Source organism: Shouchella oshimensis, from assembly GCF_002019765.1.
Classification (GTDB): Bacteria; Bacillota; Bacilli; order Bacillales; family Bacillaceae_D; genus Shouchella; species Shouchella oshimensis.
The window spans coordinates 2,030,763-2,045,080 of record NZ_KV917380.1; the positions used below are offsets into that span (position 1 = coordinate 2,030,763).

Here is a 14,318-nt window from a genome sequence, read left to right on the forward strand (position 1 = left end):
ATCCCTATGCTTTTTTGCTATTCTTGATCGTCATCATTTGTATTTTGTTGGTCAGAGTTCGAATCAGAATCATCGGTTTCATTCCCAGGGTCAGCTGGCTCTCCAGAGCCTGTATCATCACCATCGGTTGAACCATCATCTGTAGAAGAATCATCATTCGAAGAGTCGTCATTTGAAGAATCGTCATCTGATGAACCATCGTTGTTTTCACCGTTCGTGTCATCATCATTACCATCTTCATCTTGAGATGGCTCCTCTTCTGCTGGTTCCTCTTCAACTGGGTCATCCTCTTCAATTTCTTCTTCCTCGTCATCATCATCATCTTCGTCTTCAATAGTAGCTGTTATTGAAACCGAGGAACTAGCTCCACTCGTTCCGTCAGTTGCCCGGGCACGAATGCTAAAGGTATAGCTTCCAGGACTTACGCCGTTAACAGTAGCAGTTAACGAGTCAGATGAAACATCTAATGAACCTGAGCTAATGGAAGTTTCAAACTCAACATCATCTAATAAATCAGCAGGGTAGGACCAAGAGAAGGTTAGGGTGCCAGCTTCTTCATCGTAACTGTAATCAAGTCCGCTTGGGTCAGGAATATCTTGAGCAAATTCTTCCGATACTTGAGAAGGTCCTGTTCCACGAACAAATAATTCAGAGACAATTTCGCTACTTGGCGTTCCTGCGCTTGGTAACATTCCTGTTCCACGTTCGACGCTAATACGTTCCACCGAATCGGGCATGGTAAAGTCAGATGCTTGAACACCTTGGTGGACACCCGTCATAATGTGACGGAATAAATTACGCGTAATTTGATTGTGGTCGTTTGTTAAATAATTATCTCCCCGTCGATCAGTAAAGCCAATCCATGTGGACAGTGTATATTCTGTACTGTAACCTGTAAATGCTGACGTTGGATAGACAGTAGTACCTGCAGCAGCATTTAAATTAGCAATTTCTGCTTCTGAAAAGTTTGATGTTCCTGTTTTTCCAGCTATTGGTACATTTGGCACTTGTGCACTCGTACCGGTTCCGTCTGTCATGACTGATTTCAACATATCCGTAACCATATAACCTGTGTAGTCTTCCATTACCTGTTCTGTTTCAGGCTGAACGTCAATCTCGCGTCCATCAGGATAGACGATTTTACGAATCGTGTACGGTTCAGTATAAGCACCGTTGTTTCCGAAGGCAGCGTACGCTGCGGCAATTTCTTTTGTCGATCCTTCTGCTGGTCCTAATATACCAGACTCAACTTGCGCCCCACCTGGTACAAACATGCGCTCTAAAAATTCGTATGCTTGTTCTTGACCAACTTCATTTAACGCCTTAACGGCAGGGACGTTTCGTGATTCTGCTAACGCTTGACGCATGCGCATATTTCCTTTAAATTGGCGGTCAAAATTTCGCACAGGCCCTTTTTCGCCGGTTAAGTAGTTATAAGGTTCATCTGCAATAATATGACCTGTTGACCATTGTTCTTCTTCAATAACTGGTCCGTAGCCAAGTAGAGGCTTCATAACCGAACCATGATTCGTTTGAATAGAAGCGTAGTTGTTTACCCGAGCATCATTTTCTTCTGTTCCATTTCCCATAGCGCGGACTGCACCTGACTTCGTATCAAGTAATGTGACACCAACACGAAAATCTTCGTTATCAGGGAATGGTAGGCCTTCATACTCTCCAGATTTTAAGACAGCGTCTACTAAGTCCTGGGCTTCAGTGTCAAGTGTCGTGTACACTTTTAATCCTGAATGGTAAATTTCATCAGTTGTAAAGCCAAGGTCATCAAGTTCTTTTAACACTTCATCATAAAATGTATACCAACCTGAGTTTTCTGTTTCGGTATAATTAATTTGATCGTTTATATCTGTAGTACGTGCTTCTTCAGCGTCTTCAGCTGAAATAAACCCTTCTCGTTCCATTCGGTCAATAACGACGTTACGACGTTTTTCATTCGTTTCTGGGTTTCTTACAGGGTCAAAGTCACGTGGACGTTGTGGAATCGCAGCGAGTACGGCAGCATCTGCTATCGTTAAGTCTTGTAAGTTATCTTTGCCAAAATAAGCTTCAGCAGCAAGCTGAACACCGTAACCTGCAGACGGACCTAAGTTAATTTGATTTAAATACATTTCTAAAATCTCGTCTTTTGAGTACATTCGTTCAAGTTGAATCGCTAAATACGCTTCTTGAATTTTTCTTGTTAACTGTTTGTCTTGCGAAAGAAATAAGTTCTTTACTAACTGCTGTGTAATGGTCGAACCACCTTCAGCACCAAAGCCTTCTCGAAGATTGGCAAGTACGGCTCCACCTAAACGGCGGACGTCAACACCGAAGTGATCACGAAAGCGATGGTCTTCAATTGCTAAAAATGCATTTTGAAGGTGGTCAGGCATATCGTTAATGTCCGCATTAATCCGATTTTCTCCGCCGGTTAGCGTGAACACAAGCTCATCGTCCATATCATGTACTTGTAAAGATTGAGGAAGCATTAGCTTTTCTCTTTCAATATCAGGGGCGTTTGCAAGAATAACGCCAACGGCAACACCGCCACCGATCAAACCGATACCGAACAAAATAAGACAGACAAGTACAATTTTCTTTATTAACGATCTTTTTGGCTTTTTGCCACCAGTGCCACCGTTTCCAGCTGATTTTTTACTTTTTTTACTCGTTGTTTGCGCAGTTTTTCGCTCTTGGCGTGATTTGTATTCATCTGCCATCTTTTTCTCCCCTTTGATGCTTACTTAATATAGAGTTCGTCGACCGTTCGTAAATAATCAACAAACGGCTGATATCCTGTATGAACCATATGACCGTATGTTTCGATATCTGCTTTTTTTATTGACTTTCGCTCTTTTTGGTTATCATAAAACGAAATCAGTGTAGGTGCATCGAGCAAATAGACTTCTTGTGTATAGAAAAAACGAATCAATAAAAAGCAAATACCATTTTGCTGAACAACCGTTCGCATATGATTGACTTGGTGTAAGTGAATATTTTGCAAAGGAAAGGACGTCTTGTTTTTAGTTTCCTTCGCTTCAAAATCAATGTAACGACCTTTATATACGCCATTATAATCGGTGGTAGATGCTTGTTTAAAATAGGCCTCTTTAATGACGGCGGCACTACGCTTTGGGTAGTCTACTTGTACAATTTGAATAGGCGTTGGTTTTTTATGAATAACAGCTTTTTCTTTCATTAAGTAAAATTGATTCGATTCATCGATGTCCGCTTCAAAAGACATACCTCTTCCACCATAAGCAATAGATGCATTTGGCTTATTTAATTGTTGATTCGTCCGATAACGTTTTCCATTAGGATATTGAATAGACAAGTTCTCACAACCTTCCCGGTAAAATTGTTCGCATGGTTTTGAAGATATCGAGGAAAGGTAATTAGTAAGCCAATCTATAGTTTAACATACAATGGAAAAAAGTAACGGAAGAGAACACGCGATCTGTTGAAAAATTAATGAAAAAATGAGGGAAAACATGAAATGGATCGACGAGTAGCTACTTTTAATGTTGACAATATAGCACGAACAAAGGCATATGAGCAATTTGGACGTAAGCATCCAGAAATTCGTTGGGCACGTTTAGCCGGGATGGTGTCTCGTAATGCGGGGTGGAATTTAACAGATTTAACCATTGAACCCTTCCGTTCTTTATTATCTCGTTCAACAAGACAGAACATTGCTTGGATTTATGAACGGGCAAACTGGCTCATTTTTCGAGACGCTTATCCTCAGCTAGTAATGTATGAAGCGTATAAACGAACTGGAAAATGGAACGTGTTATCGCTACAAGAACATGGTGTGTCTATTTTTATGATACGAGAGTGGAATCGATTTTTAGAAGAGAAAGATGAATGGCGTCTTTTAATTGCATTGATCATTAATGAACAAATGATGGTGGAGGAGCGGTTGTTTCAACGATCAAAAGTAGAAGCATTTTTTCAATCGGCTTTATATAAAATGGAGTCTTACCTTCATTTTAGCCATGTTCTTTTCCCACAGTTACCGTGTACGGTGAATACAATGTATGGTGAATGTGTCAAAAACTTTGCAAACCCGATAAAAAGAATTGAACTAGGAAAACGGTTAGCTCATTTACTGTATCACCCAACACTACAGTATTCATTTCATCAATTTATGGATGAAGTAGAACCAACTGGCTCAAGAGGCGATTATGGTGTCACGAGAAAAAGTTTACCTCTTCGAGTCGTGTACCCTCGATGTTCACATGCTAACGTTGAACAAACGGATTGGTATGAGTCCCAGCAACCAGAGAAAGTAGAGCGGCTTTTTACACCGCTGGAAGTATGTAAGCCGAAAAAAGTCAATGTGTACGTAGCTCAAATGGAACTAGCTTGGTTGAACTGGCTAACAAAAGACAAATAAAAAAAGCTGTGTGATACAGCTTTTTTTATTTATTCCGCTGGTCGATTTGGACCACCTAGTTTTTTGTCTAAATCCGTAGTGGCACGCTCTCTTTTCGTGGTTTTCTTTGATTCTTTTTGTCGTTGTTTTTTCTCTTTCAACAAAATCACCCCCTTAGCAACAGTATGAGGCAACAAATCGCAAATTATCCGTCGAATAAATGGGGATAAAATGGATTTCTACAATCTTTGTTGAATGAAAACTAGTTTTGTCAGCCTTGTAGGAATAACAGAGTGAAGGGAGAATGTGTATAGCAACGACAAAAGGTTGAGGAGTGAACCGAAAATGGCGAGTTATAAAACAAAGGAAGTATCAATGGAGCTAGGTGTCAACCCAACGACCATTCAACGATGGACAAAGTTTTTTAAGATTTCGTGCGATGTAAACGAGCAGGGACATTTTTTATATACAGATGAACATGTACCATTATTTCGCTCTATACAGGAACAGTTGCGAGCAGGAAAAAAGTTAAAAGACATATCACTTGATTCGGATTCGAAGCACAAAAAGGAAAAGCGTATCCCATCAGTTCCAAAGAAGCAATATGACGCAAAGTTAGAGCAAATGTACCAGCAAGTTCACGTACTTGAGCAACGATTAGAGACGAAAGCGGATGATGTTGTTAGCTATCAGCTTTTAAAGCATCGTTCAGAACTTGATGATATGATGAAGGTTTTGGATCGGCTTGAAAATCGTTTAATTCAAATGGAAGAGCGGTATCAACAAGAAGACGATGGCAATGGTAGACCGTTTAAAGAGCCAAAGCGTTATCCTCATCGGACATGGAAAGCCATTCTTTCTTTTTTTAGCTTTTAAAATTCGTTATTCCTTGCTACACTAACAGTCGAGGTGTTACGAATGGACAGGTTAAAACAGACGACGGAAGCGCTACGCGCGCTTACAAAAGAAGCAGAAACTTTCTATATTGATGTTGTAAAAAAGGATCCTGCTTATGAAGTTGATTTTTATGGAAAAGTAAAACCCTTTGCTGATCAAGTACAGCCACTCGCACAGGAATGGGCAAGCCTAGTAAAGCCTTTTCTGATGCAGCATTATACAAAGCTTGTTCACGTGAGCCAAGTAGAACAAACAGTTGAAAATTTAGACGTAGTTGCGATTAAGTCTTTTTATCCATCCTCTGGAATGAGAAGGCAAAGAGAAACGTTTAAATCTGTTACGTTTGTACTTGACGCAGTTTTAGAAGAAATTAAGCATGCAAACAACAAAACCATCTAACGACCATTCGTTAGATGGTTTTTTGCGCAAAAAAACCAATTAAGTATACTTAATTGGTTTTAATTACGATCAAAAATAATTAAATACGACAAAAATCCTAGAGTAGCAATAGACAATATATTTAACGTCCATCGTAACATCGTATCCGGACTATCGCCTTCACTAGCTTCTGCAGCAGCTGCTAAAGCAGTTGGTTCATAAACAAGAACAGAAAGAATCACAATCATAATTAGAGCAACAACGCTTTTTTTGAACACGACATAACCTCCTTTAATGACGGTTTACAACTATGTATAGGGACGTGCAAACGTTCACACCTTCTATTATAAGAGATGAATGCAGCTTGTGCAAGCGCACTATTCCATTTCTATTTGTACGACACTATGGTAAGATTATTTCATTATAAGAAGTATTTTATGTGTAAATGTTTAAGCTGAAAGGACGTAGTAAAATGGCGACAACCCTACAAGATATTATTCGAGCAAATCAAATGCTTAAAGACATTATTACTCATACGCCATTGCAAAAGGATCAAGTACTTTCAGAGCGGTACGGTTGTACGGTGTATTTAAAACGTGAAGATCTTCAAGTTGTCCGTTCTTTTAAAATTCGAGGAGCGTACTATCAAATTTCTTCGCTGTCAAAAGAAGAATTAAACGCTGGTGTAGTCTGTGCAAGTGCAGGGAATCATGCCCAAGGTGTTGCGTATTCTTGCCAAGCATTAAAAATTAAAGGCGTTATTTTTATGCCCTCAACAACACCGAAGCAAAAAGTCGCGCAAGTAGAATTTTTCGGCAGAGATTATGTTGATGTTCGATTAACTGGCGATACGTTTGATGATTCTTATGCAGAGGCTATGCGCTACCGCGATGAACACAACCTAGCGTTTATTCATCCATTTGATCAGGATCACATTATCGCTGGTCAAGGAACAGTTGGCTTGGAGATATTGAATGATATGGAAGAAACCCCTGATTTCATTTTCTCATCCATTGGCGGTGGGGGTTTGATTAGCGGCATTTCAACATATATTAAAAGCATTAGTCCCGCCACTAAAATGATTGGCTGTGAACCAGCTGGCGCCGCATCGATGAAAGAAGCGATCAAGCAAGGCGGTGTAGTGGAGCTCCCTGAAATTAATAAGTTCGTGGATGGAGCTGCAGTTAAGCGTGTCGGTGAAAAAACGTACAATATTTGTAAACAATACTTAGATGATATTATTTTAGTCCCTGAGGGAAAAATATGTACGACGATTCTTAAACTGTACAATGAAAATGCGATTGTTGCCGAGCCTGCTGGTGCGATGCCAATAGCAGCTTTAGATCTTTATGCGGATAAAATCAAAGGGAAATCCGTCGTTTGCGTGGTTAGCGGTGGAAATAACGATATTGGTCGTATGGAAGAAATACGCGAACGCTCTCTCGTATATGAAGGATTACAACACTACTTTATTATAGAATTTCCTCAGCGGGCTGGAGCGTTAAAAGAATTTATTCTCTATGTACTTGGACCTGAAGACGACATAACCCGCTTTGAATATACGAAGAAAAACAATAAATCAAGCGGACCGGTGTTAATTGGCATCGAGTTAAAGTCGAATAAAGATTATGATGGGCTCATTCAGCGAATGAACGAGCTAGGCTTTGGTTACGAAGAAGTAAATAAAAATGAAAGTCTATTTTCATTACTAATTTAATAGAAGAAGAGGAGACAATATGAGGTTAAAAGGAAAGAAAATTATCGCTGCGGTAGATGAAGAATTTGAAGACTTAGAACTTTGGTATCCAATTCTTCGCTTACAAGAAGAAGGTGCCATTGTTGATCTTGTAGGACATGAAAAAGGAAAGACCTATATCGGTAAGTATGGAGTACCAGCAACGGCTGCGTACGAATTTGATGAAGTGCAAGTTTCTCATTATGACGGTATTTTAATTCCAGGTGGATGGGCACCAGATAAGTTACGACGCTATGAAACCCTGCTTTCTATTGTGAAGGAAATGGATCAAGCTCAAAAGCCAATTGGACAAATTTGTCATGCGGGCTGGGTATTAATTTCGGCAAATATCCTACAAGGAAAAAATGTAACTAGCACACCAGGTATTAAGGACGATATGGTTAATGCAGGGGCTACATGGCACGATACAGCCGTTATCGGTGATGGACATATTATCTCAAGCAGACGCCCACCAGATTTACCACCCTATGCTAAAGCGTTTGCGGATAAGTTGGCGGAACAATAAGCGATGGAATTTCATTTTTTAGGAACAGGAGCAGGTGTTCCGGCAAAAAAGCGAAACGTTAGTGCACTTGCTTTACGGTTTTTAGAACAAAAAAGAGGTGTCTGGTTATTTGATTGTGGGGAAGCTACACAGCATCAGTTTCTTCATTCAGCATTGTCAATACCGGCCATTTCGACGATTTTTATAAGCCATCTTCACGGTGATCATGTGTATGGATTACCTGGATTATTAAGTAGTCGCTCTTTTCAAGGTGGGAAAACACCATTAACGCTCTATGGCCCTAAAGGTATTAAAGCGTATATAGAGCGCTCTTTAGCGGCAACGAATACAGCTTTAAAATACCCGTTTACCATTGTTGAATTGGCTGGCTCTTGTCAATTCGAACATGAAGACTGTGCTATTACGGTGTTCTCTTTACAACACCCTGTTCAAAGCTTTGGTTTCCGTATAGAAGAACAAGCGAAGCCGGGAAAGCTCGATGTAGAGGCATTAAAAGAGAAAGGCGTTTCACCTGGACCTTTGTATGCAGCGATTAAAAAAGGTGAGCATGTTCAACTTGAAAACGGAGAGTGGCTTGATGGCTCTCTTTACGTCGAGGAGCCAATCAAAGGTAGGACGGTGGTTATTTGCGGAGATACGGCTCCGGTGGAGGAAGTAAGTGTACAAGCTAAGGAAGCCGATGTACTCGTTCATGAAGCAACATTTGCTTCTGATCACCAAGCCCATGCAGGAGACTTTGGACATTCAACCATTCAAGATGTGGCAAAGCTGGCGACTTCTGCCCATGTAAAACACCTTGTTTTAACCCACATCTCATCACGTTATGCCCAAAATGAAACGTTTTATCTTCATGAGGCTAAGACAGCATTCCCTTCAGTCATTGTGGCAGAAGACATGCTTGTATTGAACTTATCTAAGAAAGGTGAATTAACAACTCATGATTGAAACTTCCATTGTAGAGCTTAACAAGCGGCTACAACAGAATTGGACAGGTTGGGTTTATGTTTCCTCACCATTTTGCGGAACGTGTCAACTAGCAGAACAAATGCTTCACGTTGTTGAGAGCCTTCAAGAGTTTACAGATCCTATTTTAAAACTTAATCTACAGCTTGCGCCTGAATTTGCGATGAGCAATCGAATTGAAAGTGTACCAGCGATGATTTATTATAAGGATGGAAGAAAGATTCGCTTATCGTATCAATTTAAGTCTGTGATCGATTTGCAGCACCATTTAAAGGAGGTTACTACTAATGTCAACAGCATATGAAGAATACATGCGCCAAGTCGTTTTACCGATGCGAAAAGAATTAACAGACGCTGGTTTTGAAGAATTAAAAACAGTTGATGAAGTGGACACGTTTATGGCTGATGCAGAGGGAACAACACTAGTGTTTATTAATTCTGTTTGTGGCTGTGCGGCAGGGCTTGCACGTCCATCAGCAATTTATTCTTTAAAACATGATCGCACACCTGACCAACTGGTGACCGTATTTGCTGGTCAAGATCGCGACGCGACAGCGCAAATGCGTGCGAAGTTTCCAGAGTATGCGCCATCATCTCCTTCAATGGCATTGCTGAAAGGAAATGAAGTGGTTCATTTTATACCTAGAGAAGAGATTGAGGGAGCAGAACCTGAAGCCATCATTCGTAACTTGGCGACAGCATACAACGAACATTGTTAAACGTTCTTTTTACAGAGAACGTTTTTTTCTTAGAGGTGTTTTTATGAATTTTAAATTAAACAAATTAGGTAGTGGAGAACGTTGGGAATTGGAAAAAGAGGCGAAAGGGCGTCCAGTTATGCTCACTTTTTGGACGTCTTGGTGCCCAGATTCTTATAAAGATCTAGCTGCTAAAAGAGCACTCTATCAAACGATGGACCAAGATCAACTTTGTTTTGTCACTATTAATGTAACAGGGCGTGAAGGCGAAGTCGATTTGCAAGAGTGGCTCAAACAGCACAATCACCATTTCCTCGTGCTAAAAGATGACGGAACAACTGTATACGATCAGTTTGGCTGTGAAGGTGTACCGACAACCGTATTGTTAAATAAAGAACTACTCGTTGTGAATAGGTTCGGAGAAAACGCTTCGATAGCGTCCATTATGGCTAGTTTAACAACGATTGTTTAAAAAAGAGACGTCGCTTGTCCACAAACGGGAAGCGACGTCTCTTTTTTATTTTGGCTGTACTGCGTAGTAGATAACTGCGCCCATTTCTTCAATGTTTGGATAGCCACTTTGCTTATAAATTTCTACAACGTGCTCACGGTTGTACGGAACACGTTTTAATTGAATGGAATGATTCCCGTCTTCAATATCAATAATGACATAGGATGAGAGTGGGTGACCATCAAATGGCATCCCTACTGAACCAGTATTAACAACGTTTTTGCCGTGGATGCTACGAATGTAAGGGTGGTGCGTATGGCCATAAATGTAGATATCTGCTTCATCACGAATCATAATGTCATTTTCAATTTTAGCCGTATCATCAAGTGGAACTGCATCAAATAAACTAGCTGGTGTTGCGTGAAAGGCGTGAACGATTAAATCTTGCCCATCGTCAATAAGAAATTCTGTTGGAAGGTTTTTTAAGTAGTCAAGATCTTCTTGATCTAAACGGCTTAACGTCCAGTCTCTCTCTTTCTGAAACAGTTCAAGACGTTCCTTCGGGATTTCTCCATCTTTAAATCCACGAATTAACCATTCGTCAGCGTTGCCTTTTAGAACGTTTGCTCCAGAGCCTTGTACAAGCTCAAGAACACGCTTCGGTTCAGGCCCTCTAAAACAAAGGTCACCAAGTATGTAAATCTGATCAATGTGTTGTGTTCGCAAGTCATTTAAAACCGCTTCCAAAGCTGTTGCGTTACCATGGATATCTGATAAAAAAGCAAATCTCATCGTTATGAAGCCTCCTTTCTTGTATTGTAACAGATGGACCAGCAGTTAGGGAACTAGAATGATAGAGAGAGGCGTTCGACTGGTAAAGGCACAATAGACATGTTAAAATTTAGCTGAGAATAAAGCCTCAAGGAGGAAACGTACGTATGCATATTCGTTCTATTGAACCGACACCAAGTCCCAATACGATGAAATTGAATTTAAGTGAAGCACATGACGGAGCTAGCACCACTTATAGCGAAAAAAACAAAGATCAAGCACCGTCATTTATTCAAGCTATCCTAGCTGTAGAAGGCATAAAAGCTGTTTATCACGTAGGTGATTTTTTAGCCGTTGATCGATTCCCAAAAGCAGATTGGAAAGTTGTTTTACCTGAAATTCGCGCATTATTTGGTGAAGCGTCAGATCAGAATCAAGAAGCATCTGTTCAAGAAGGCTTCGGGGAAGTCCGTGTTCAAGTACAGATGTTTAAAGGAATTCCTATGCAAGTAAAAGTAACAGACGATGAAAGAGAAGTAAGAAGAGCGTTACCTGACCGCTTTGTGCAAGCCATTGGTCATGCTGAACAAGAGGGGGACAACGTCGTACTTGAGCGGAAGTGGGATGATCAAGCACCCCGTTACGGTGAGTTAGAGCACGTAGCTGATGAAGTGACAGCTGAGTTAGAGGCCGCTTATTCAGAAACACGGTTAGACAGCTTAGTGAAGCTTGCCCAAGGCGAAAAAGAAGCCGCTGAAGCGTTTGCTGCACGTTTTAAAGAAGTAACGAGAGAAATGCTTCAAGATCCAGATTGGCGCAATCGTTATGCATCTTTAGAACAAATGGATCCAAAAGAAAAAGACCTTCCTGTTTTAGAGCTTGCTTTACAAGATGATAAAGCGTCCATTCGTCGATTAGCAACAATGTACTTAGGGATGATTGAAACAGAAAGTGTATTACCTCTTCTTGAAAAAGCGTTGAACGATCCTTCTGTAACGGTACGACGTACAGCTGGCGATTGTATGTCTGATATTGGTTCAGAAAAAGGGATTCCTGCTATGATTGCTTCTCTACAAGATTCAAGTAAAATTGTTCGCTGGCGCGCTGCCATGTTTCTTTATGAAGTTGGAACAGACGAAGCAATTCCAGCTTTGCAAGCAGCGGAAGATGACCCTGAATTCGAAGTAGCGCTACAAGTGAAAATGGCGTTAGAGCGTATTCAAGGTGGCGAAGAAGCAAAAGGCTCTGTTTGGAAACAAATGACAGAAGCACGAAACAAATAAAAGGAGTTAAACCATGACACCGATGATAAATGCTCTAAGAGAGAAGCTAGAGCGAGAAGGTAAAGAAGATATTGTTGAAATTATTGATGATGCAGCAAAAGGTCATTTAGAAGAGGTCGAGATCGTTCCCTCAATCGGCTTATTGTACGATCAAGAAGAAAATAAACAATTGTTAACGTGGTTAGAAGAGCAAGGTGTAACGATCACTGAAGTGACTGATGAGGAGGAATAACATGTCGCAATGACATGTTATTCCTTTATTAAAAGAGGGAGGAATGGTATGCGAAAGCAACCTGAATTACGATTACCGAAAAAAGCAATTCAAGTATGGCGTATTCAGAATTTATTTGATACATTGTTTTTTGCTCTTGTTCCAGTTGTCTACTTTTTTGTGCAGGCATACATATTTGAACGTTTCTTTACTTGGATTACGTGGGTATTAGCCGGTTTGGTTATTGTATATGGTGTAACGCGTATCCTCATTTGGCCAACCATTCAATGGTACCGGTTTCGATACGAAGTGTTTGACGATGAAATTGATATTCAACAAGGTGTTTTAATCGTGAGAAGAACGCTTGTGCCAATGGTTCGGGTACAGCACGTTGATACAGAACAAGGTCCAATTTTAAGACGATACAAAATGGCAGCGGTCTCGATTACAACAGCCGCAACAACTCATCAAATTCCAACACTTACTATAGAAGAGGCAGATGCATTGCGAGATCAGATTGCGTCTCTTGCATCGGTGCATGAAGATGAATGAGGTAAAGCGGCAACATGTAGCAGCTATTTTTATTAATGCTGCTAAAGGACTTTTTCAACTTGCAGTTCCGTTTGCGATTGTGGCTTTTTTTCAAGGCTTGTTGTGGCTTTTTTTCTTAGCGTTAGCTGGATTAATCCTCGTATCAATTGGCTTTAGCTGGTTGAGCTGGTATAAGTTTCGCTACTCTCTTGAAGAAGGCGAACTTTACGTAGAACAGGGTGTTTTTGTAAAGAAAAAGCGGTACATTCAAAAAAAGCGTGTGCAAGCCATCAATATTTCGGCTGGCGTTTTACAACGCATTTTTGGGCTTGTGAAAGTTAATATTGATACAGCTGGTGGTGGTATGGAAGCAGAGGCAGAGCTTGTTGCTGTTACAAAAAAGGAAGCAGATTCGATTCGGACGCTTCTTTTAAAAGAACCACGTGCAGCGACTCAGCCCAATGGTGAAGAAGAAGATATGAATGATGAGGGAGAACCACTTGATGAAATAGAACAGACTCCCCGTACTGTTTGGCAATTAGGTAAAAGGCGATTAGTGTATACTGCTCTCACCTCAAGTAGTGTTGGTCTTGTTTTATCTGCTGTTATTGCGTTGCTCTCGCAAACAGCTCAATTTATTCCAGATTCTATATATGAAGATACCTTTGAAACAGTCGTTAGCTTAAGTATGCTATTGTTAATTGGCATGGCTATTGTGGTTCTAATTCTATCTTGGTTCATTTCAAGTATTATAACCATTGTTACCTATGGAAACTTTCATATTGAAACGTATGATAAAGAAATGGTCATTCAAAGAGGTTTGTTAGAAAAACGGCAATTAACACTAGCGTATAGTCGAATCACAGCGATTCGAGTCATTCGAAGTGTGATTCGACAGCCATTTGGTTTCGTTTCTGTATATGTGGAGTCGGCAGGAGGGGGAAACAACAATGAACAAGGATCGACCTTGCTCGTACCCCTTATCCATAAAAGGGATTTACAAGGTTTTTTGGAAACCGTTGTTCCTGACTATGCCATCGACACACCGTTAACGGCAGCTCCAGCTCGTGCAGCGAGACGCTTTTTTATTCGTATGCTAATCATTCCAGTGCTGTTAACCGCTGCTGCAGTATACTTCTGGGGATGGATCGGTTCTCTTGGACTGATTGTTATCGCTGTTGCAAGCATCCTTGCTTGGTTTCAATACAAAGATGCAGGTGCAGGGGCTGAAGGTGAATTTGTCTGGCTACGCTACCGGACAATTGGGCAATCGCTTATCATTTCACGTAAAAGAAAAATTCAGTCCATTGCAAAACAAGTTTCATGGCTACAAAAGCGTAAAGAACTAGCAACGTTTGAGTTACACGTGCAATCAAGTATGGCAGGGAAGTCTTTTGCTGTAAAAGATATTAGTCACGATACGAGTCATGAGCTATATAAATGGTATTCTTATCAAGAGAGCCATGATTCAACAAGAAAAGTGTAGTCCTCATGGGACT

Annotated in this window: 18 protein-coding genes; 13 read left to right on the top strand and 5 right to left on the bottom strand. The window is 40.5% G+C overall.

Annotated elements, in window-relative coordinates; all coding sequences use genetic code 11:
• Positions 1-17: 17 nt before the first annotated feature.
• Both BK583_RS10270 and recU read right to left on the bottom strand, forming a co-directional pair.
• On the bottom strand, positions 18-2,717 hold the full coding sequence (locus BK583_RS10270; protein ID WP_055737679.1) for a penicillin-binding protein 1A: 2,700 nt from the start codon (positions 2,715-2,717) through the stop codon (positions 18-20).
• A gap of 20 nt (positions 2,718-2,737) precedes the next feature.
• Positions 2,738-3,331: a Holliday junction resolvase RecU gene (gene recU, locus BK583_RS10275; protein WP_055737680.1), complete on the bottom strand. Its 594-nt coding sequence runs from the start codon at positions 3,329-3,331 to the stop codon at positions 2,738-2,740.
• Positions 3,332-3,493: 162 nt separating this feature from the next.
• On the opposite strand from recU, the gene BK583_RS10280 reads away from it, so the two are divergent.
• The gene (locus BK583_RS10280) at positions 3,494-4,396 is read left to right on the top strand and encodes a DUF2515 family protein (protein ID WP_055737681.1); all 903 of its coding nucleotides are present in this window, start codon (positions 3,494-3,496) and stop codon (positions 4,394-4,396) included.
• A gap of 29 nt (positions 4,397-4,425) precedes the next feature.
• Here BK583_RS10280 and BK583_RS20445 read toward each other — a convergent pair whose 3' ends face one another.
• A complete protein-coding gene (locus BK583_RS20445) occupies positions 4,426-4,536 on the bottom strand; it encodes a spore protein (protein ID WP_139366181.1) in 111 nt (36 codons plus the stop codon).
• 184 nt (positions 4,537-4,720) lie between these two features.
• Between BK583_RS20445 and racA the strand changes: the two genes are divergently transcribed.
• Positions 4,721-5,251 carry a chromosome-anchoring protein RacA gene (racA, locus tag BK583_RS10285; RefSeq protein WP_051667522.1) on the top strand — a complete coding sequence of 177 codons (531 nt, stop codon included), beginning with the start codon at positions 4,721-4,723 and terminating at the stop codon, positions 5,249-5,251.
• Between the two features lie 42 nt (positions 5,252-5,293).
• Entirely contained in the window at positions 5,294-5,671 is a 378-nt protein-coding gene (locus tag BK583_RS10290; RefSeq protein WP_038480129.1) for a YppE family protein, read from the top strand.
• 59 nt (positions 5,672-5,730) lie between these two features.
• Here BK583_RS10290 and BK583_RS10295 read toward each other — a convergent pair whose 3' ends face one another.
• The gene (locus tag BK583_RS10295) at positions 5,731-5,928 is read right to left on the bottom strand and encodes a hypothetical protein (RefSeq protein WP_038480126.1); all 198 of its coding nucleotides are present in this window, start codon (positions 5,926-5,928) and stop codon (positions 5,731-5,733) included.
• 194 nt (positions 5,929-6,122) lie between these two features.
• On the opposite strand from BK583_RS10295, the gene ilvA reads away from it, so the two are divergent.
• The 6 genes from ilvA to BK583_RS10325 are packed head-to-tail and all read left to right on the top strand — an operon-like array spanning position 6,123 to position 10,044.
• The gene (ilvA, locus tag BK583_RS10300) at positions 6,123-7,367 is read left to right on the top strand and encodes a threonine ammonia-lyase IlvA (protein WP_095150307.1); all 1,245 of its coding nucleotides are present in this window, start codon (positions 6,123-6,125) and stop codon (positions 7,365-7,367) included.
• 19 nt (positions 7,368-7,386) lie between these two features.
• Positions 7,387-7,911: a type 1 glutamine amidotransferase domain-containing protein gene (locus BK583_RS10305; RefSeq protein WP_055737683.1), complete on the top strand. Its 525-nt coding sequence runs from the start codon at positions 7,387-7,389 to the stop codon at positions 7,909-7,911.
• Positions 7,912-7,914: 3 nt separating this feature from the next.
• Positions 7,915-8,856 carry a ribonuclease Z gene (rnz, locus tag BK583_RS10310; protein ID WP_055737684.1) on the top strand — a complete coding sequence of 314 codons (942 nt, stop codon included), beginning with the start codon at positions 7,915-7,917 and terminating at the stop codon, positions 8,854-8,856.
• Positions 8,849-9,178, top strand: coding sequence for a thioredoxin family protein (locus tag BK583_RS10315; RefSeq protein WP_038480114.1), 330 nt, complete (start codon positions 8,849-8,851; stop codon positions 9,176-9,178). The genes rnz and BK583_RS10315 overlap by 8 nt, the downstream gene beginning before the upstream one ends.
• Complete coding sequence (locus BK583_RS10320; RefSeq protein WP_038480111.1) at positions 9,162-9,593, top strand: BrxA/BrxB family bacilliredoxin; 432 nt, start codon at positions 9,162-9,164, stop codon at positions 9,591-9,593. Before BK583_RS10315 ends, BK583_RS10320 begins: the two co-directional genes overlap by 17 nt.
• Before the next feature lie 43 nt (positions 9,594-9,636).
• Positions 9,637-10,044 (top strand): TlpA disulfide reductase family protein, encoded by a 408-nt coding sequence (locus BK583_RS10325; protein ID WP_038480108.1) that lies wholly within the window; start codon positions 9,637-9,639, stop codon positions 10,042-10,044.
• Positions 10,045-10,089: 45 nt separating this feature from the next.
• On the opposite strand, the gene BK583_RS10330 is transcribed toward BK583_RS10325, so the two are convergent.
• Entirely contained in the window at positions 10,090-10,815 is a 726-nt protein-coding gene (locus BK583_RS10330) for a metallophosphoesterase family protein (protein ID WP_038480106.1), read from the bottom strand.
• A 146-nt stretch (positions 10,816-10,961) separates the two neighbouring features.
• Here BK583_RS10330 and BK583_RS10335 point away from each other — a divergent pair, with 146 nt between their 5' ends.
• Genes BK583_RS10335 through BK583_RS10350 form a run of 4 tightly spaced genes read left to right on the top strand, consistent with a single transcriptional unit; the run spans position 10,962 to position 14,305 of the window.
• On the top strand, positions 10,962-12,077 hold the full coding sequence (locus tag BK583_RS10335; protein WP_038480103.1) for a conserved virulence factor C family protein: 1,116 nt from the start codon (positions 10,962-10,964) through the stop codon (positions 12,075-12,077).
• Between the two features lie 13 nt (positions 12,078-12,090).
• Complete coding sequence (locus BK583_RS10340; protein ID WP_038480100.1) at positions 12,091-12,309, top strand: type 2 periplasmic-binding domain-containing protein; 219 nt, start codon at positions 12,091-12,093, stop codon at positions 12,307-12,309.
• A 48-nt stretch (positions 12,310-12,357) separates the two neighbouring features.
• A complete protein-coding gene (locus BK583_RS10345; RefSeq protein ID WP_038480097.1) occupies positions 12,358-12,840 on the top strand; it encodes a PH domain-containing protein in 483 nt (160 codons plus the stop codon).
• Positions 12,833-14,305, top strand: a complete 1,473-nt coding sequence (locus tag BK583_RS10350) for a PH domain-containing protein (RefSeq protein ID WP_055737685.1) — start codon at positions 12,833-12,835, stop codon at positions 14,303-14,305. The genes BK583_RS10345 and BK583_RS10350 overlap by 8 nt, the downstream gene beginning before the upstream one ends.
• Positions 14,306-14,318 lie beyond the last annotated feature (13 nt).

Excerpts from the sequence above, each read along its gene's own strand:
- BK583_RS10270 (WP_055737679.1), bottom strand. The coding sequence starts at position 2,717 with ATGGCAGATGAATACAAATCACGCCAAGAGCGAAAAACTGCGCAAACA.
- BK583_RS10280 (WP_055737681.1), top strand. The coding sequence starts at position 3,494 with ATGGATCGACGAGTAGCTACTTTTAATGTTGACAATATAGCACGAACA.
- racA (WP_051667522.1), top strand. The coding sequence starts at position 4,721 with ATGGCGAGTTATAAAACAAAGGAAGTATCAATGGAGCTAGGTGTCAAC.
- BK583_RS10290 (WP_038480129.1), top strand. The coding sequence starts at position 5,294 with ATGGACAGGTTAAAACAGACGACGGAAGCGCTACGCGCGCTTACAAAA.
- ilvA (WP_095150307.1), top strand. The coding sequence starts at position 6,123 with ATGGCGACAACCCTACAAGATATTATTCGAGCAAATCAAATGCTTAAA.
- BK583_RS10305 (WP_055737683.1), top strand. The coding sequence starts at position 7,387 with ATGAGGTTAAAAGGAAAGAAAATTATCGCTGCGGTAGATGAAGAATTT.
- rnz (WP_055737684.1), top strand. The coding sequence starts at position 7,915 with ATGGAATTTCATTTTTTAGGAACAGGAGCAGGTGTTCCGGCAAAAAAG.
- BK583_RS10315 (WP_038480114.1), top strand. The coding sequence starts at position 8,849 with ATGATTGAAACTTCCATTGTAGAGCTTAACAAGCGGCTACAACAGAAT.
- BK583_RS10320 (WP_038480111.1), top strand. The coding sequence starts at position 9,162 with ATGTCAACAGCATATGAAGAATACATGCGCCAAGTCGTTTTACCGATG.
- BK583_RS10325 (WP_038480108.1), top strand. The coding sequence starts at position 9,637 with ATGAATTTTAAATTAAACAAATTAGGTAGTGGAGAACGTTGGGAATTG.
- BK583_RS10330 (WP_038480106.1), bottom strand. The coding sequence starts at position 10,815 with ATGAGATTTGCTTTTTTATCAGATATCCATGGTAACGCAACAGCTTTG.
- BK583_RS10335 (WP_038480103.1), top strand. The coding sequence starts at position 10,962 with ATGCATATTCGTTCTATTGAACCGACACCAAGTCCCAATACGATGAAA.
- BK583_RS10340 (WP_038480100.1), top strand. The coding sequence starts at position 12,091 with ATGACACCGATGATAAATGCTCTAAGAGAGAAGCTAGAGCGAGAAGGT.
- BK583_RS10345 (WP_038480097.1), top strand. The coding sequence starts at position 12,358 with ATGCGAAAGCAACCTGAATTACGATTACCGAAAAAAGCAATTCAAGTA.
- BK583_RS10350 (WP_055737685.1), top strand. The coding sequence starts at position 12,833 with ATGAATGAGGTAAAGCGGCAACATGTAGCAGCTATTTTTATTAATGCT.